General features: G+C 48.1%; 2 protein-coding genes. Both read right to left on the bottom strand.

The genetic code is table 11. From position 1 onward, the window contains the following. The coding region (locus WCO51_10975) for a hypothetical protein (GenBank protein ID MEI6513776.1) at window positions 1-1,324 on the bottom strand (1,324 nt) is incomplete at its 3' end. 306 nt (window positions 1,325-1,630) lie between these two features. Next, a complete protein-coding gene (locus tag WCO51_10970; GenBank protein ID MEI6513775.1) occupies window positions 1,631-2,893 on the bottom strand; it encodes a hypothetical protein in 1,263 nt (420 codons plus the stop codon). Between the last annotated feature and the right edge of the window lie 827 nt (window positions 2,894-3,720).

The raw sequence follows: 3,720 nt of genomic DNA, 5'->3' as shown, positions 1-3,720 counted from the left end.
ACTTGACAGCCTTCACTTTGATATCGTGCGAAACAGGAGTTAAGCTAAGGGTAAAGCTACCGCTCGAACCGCTGCCCGTAAGGGTCTTGACCACAGGTGTTCCGCCATCAACGGTTACGGTCACTGTCGGCAAGCTTGCGCCATTCCAATCCACCAGGGTGACCGTGCAGACAAAGTCCACGTTGCCTGAGGAGACAGGTCCCATAACGTCAATTGTACGCATTCCACCAGTTTGGGCAGTTGAAGATCCGAACTGACGGAGATAATTACCGTTCAGATCAAAAACCATTACACCATTACTACCAGCCACAAACAACCTATCTGCTGCGCACTTAAGATCACCCATTTGGCCTCCGGTTGAATCCCATCCATCATAAACCGTGCCGTAAAAAGTGATGAGCTCATCGTTGATGACATTACCGCTTGAGTCGAATTTAGCGATGGCCCAAGAACCAGATTTCGAATATTCTACGTATAGGTTGCCTTGCTGGTCAAAAGCGAGCCCGCGCCAATCGGTAGTACCGGAGAAATTATCATTCGCATACTTAGAGTCATTAGAATCAATAAACCAACTGATGATTGATTGATCTTGGAAGTTCTTGTCGATCCTGTAAACACCACCGGGATCTATATAGCCGCAAGTTCCGTATATGTATTGACCTTCAACCGTAATATAGCCTAAGGGATTGGCATGAATGCCAGTGAATTGAGCAACAGCAACGACATAAGCAGTGCCGCCGGTATAAGCGCCGTTGGTATCCGTGCGCCAAATATTAACGGCTCCATCCCAATAGCCTCTCCCCATGATATAGGCGGTGTTGCCAGTGTCCCAGTCATTCGCTACCGCCCAAGGATGAATGAGGAAAACATTGTTCCCCGGGTTATAACCGTCATTATAGGCGTTAAAACCTGCAACTCCAGCTCCCCTTTGATACATGGGAAAAGAACTCCGAGAATTTAACGCGCCGGGAGTAGCATCCAGTCCCCAGCTCTTATACCAAGGCCAAAGAAGTCCGGCAGTAAACTGGCCATCGCCAGCTAAAATCCATTGCTCGTCAGGGGTCACTGACATCCCATGATAACAGTCAGCTCCAATAACAGCGCCGCTTGTTATATCGAATCCGGAAGCAGGAAATTGCACAAGCAGATTACCGAATGCATCATATTTACGTATTAGATCACGCGGTTCATAGAATGCATCCAACCCATTTGCTACATAAACATTAAGTGTCGATTCAGAGAGACCTGTATACTTATTAGTTGCGTAACTAAGGGATGTCACAACAACAATCAAAGTAAGAGCCAAAAAAAGGTTTCTAAGCATTTGCAAAAGCTCCTTCATCTGAAAATTTTTGTTCTAACAATGAGCCTTAGCTTCTATAACCGGGCACTACTACTTCCAGGTAATAAAAGCTAAGGCTCATCACTTATTTCATTATATCAAACAAATTGCAAAACCCCAAATACTTTTTTTGCTATTTTTGTCCTTAGGTTCATTTTGAACTCACTCATTAATAAAACTGGTATTTCTACGTGGGTTATTGCGTGCTTCTTCTCATGTGGCGTTGCAAATAAAATAAGCCGGTCAGGTTTCCCTGACCGGCTTATTTGTTTTTGAGAGTAAGACGGCTTACGTGCCGGAGGTTCCGAATTTACCGATGACATTAAGGAAGTCTAAGTCATCCGTTTTATCGTCGCCATTGCCGTCGCCAATGAGCTTAAGCACAGGATCGGTTGATCCGAAGTTGCCGATGACACTAAGGAAGTCCAAGTCATCAATCTTGTTGTCATCATTGGTATCGCCGCACTGCAGCATGAAGGCTGGTGTGGTGCCCGAGCCGGTTACCGTTTGGCTCAAAGACTTGACAGCCTTCACTTTGATATCGTGCGAAACAGGAGTTAAGCTAAGGGTAAAGGTTCCGCTCGAACCGCTGCCAGTGAGGGTCTTGACCACAGGTGTTCCGCCATCAACGGTTACGGTCACGGTCGGCAAGCTTGCGCCATTCCAATCCACCAGGGTGACCGTACAGACAAAGTCCACGGTTGTCGGGGGAGCCGCGACGCCGCCAATCACGAGACCAGTAGCGTTTGTGGGGCCGAAGGTTCGGCTAAAGGCACCGGCAGTACTATAAACGCTAACGCCAAGGCTATTGCAAACAAAAAGTTCGCCGCCAAAGAAATCGACGTCCTTGACGTTGCTTAGGCCTGTGACGATTGTACTCTGATAAACAAAGCTCGAGTTCAACTTGATAACACTGTTGTTATTCACGCCGAGATAGACGTTACCGGCACCGTCAAAGGCGATACCGCTAAGACTATTCCCGTAAGGGTTAGCATCAAATTCTGCAACGCCTACGGTGCCACTGGCAAATCCCAAAGGAAGACTCCAGAGATACCGACCCGATGAATTTCCGCCATAGGATGTAAAGAAGGCTTTGCTGCCGTTGATCGCAGCATCACCACCGGGATCATAACCTTGCTCGACATCTCTAGTCGCTTGAACTAGGGAATTACCAAGTATGTCAGCATACCTGCAAGCATAGCTATTACTGTTGTCCATGCTCGCATAGAGTTCACCCGTTGCTTGGTCGACAACAGACGCCCACATACGGCAGTTACCTAGGCTAATAACAACTTCGCTGCCAGTTGTCGCATTAACATTGAGCCAGGTTTGTGGTCTTTTATCACCTATGGTAACGGTCAAGACGCCATTGTACAGATCGATTCCTCTGCCGTTGAAACTTAGTGCGGTAGTCACAGTCGACGCGCCACCACCTGAAACGTCAGTATATGAGTAGATAGTCTTGCTATTATCTACAACGTAGACAGATACAGCCGAAAACGCGCTACCAAATATCGCTAGCAGCGCGACTAATAAAAACGTTCTCTTCATTTAAAACTCCTTATCGATTTTACGATAGTTTAATTGAAAACCTGTTGCACCGAAAGTGTGCCGTTCCTATTATACAACAGTTATGCTTCTTTGCCAAGAGGAACATAACTGTATTATCACTGTCCATGTGATAAACCTAGCATTAATGCCGGTCACTGAACCCTGTTTTCAGCATTTTCTATGCTACCAGACAGAAGGTCATTAACATTCCTTCCGTGTCATTGAAAGGATGATTGTGCCGAAGCAACCTCCTCGAAAAACATTCCAGACAGATTCCACGCTCCGCTCTGAATGACACTCCTACGCCGAGGCTACGGCGCGTTGGGGTGGGGTTGTCGGTTGGCGGTTGGTTTGGTGTAATCCCAAGGGGGGGGCATGAGCACAAGCCCCTACACGCATAACGCGTCAATAAGCGGGCATGGGATGCAAGCCCATACACGCAAAGCGTGTCATTCAGAGCCGAAGGCGTGGAATCTGTCTGGAATTCACCCTTCGATATGGCCTGATGGGCTCCGCGATCGCTTGTAGCGGTGCGAAGCGGCGTATATCGAAGGGGTTTGGGGTTTTATAATAGCGTAAGGCCGTTACCCAGACAGATTCCACGCTCCGCTCTGAATGACACTCCTACGCCGAGGCTACGGCGCGTTGGGGTGGGGTTGTCGGTTGGCGGTTGGTTAGGTGTTATCCAAAGGGGGCATGGGCACAGTCCCAGACACCATAAGCAAGTCAAAAGTGGACTGGGCTGCAAGCCCATACACGCATAACGTGTCAAAAGCGGGCATGGGATGCAAGCCCATACACGCAAAGCGTGTCATTCAGAGCCGAAG

The sequence above is a fragment of the bacterium genome (assembly GCA_037131655.1).
Classification (GTDB): Bacteria; Armatimonadota; Fimbriimonadia; order Fimbriimonadales; family JBAXQP01; genus JBAXQP01.
This window is presented reverse-complemented; position numbering and strand designations above follow the sequence as displayed.

What these genes read in the sequence shown, in the direction of transcription:
- WCO51_10970 (MEI6513775.1), bottom strand. Translation starts at nt 2,893, where the DNA reads ATGAAGAGAACGTTTTTATTAGTCGCGCTGCTAGCGATATTTGGTAGC.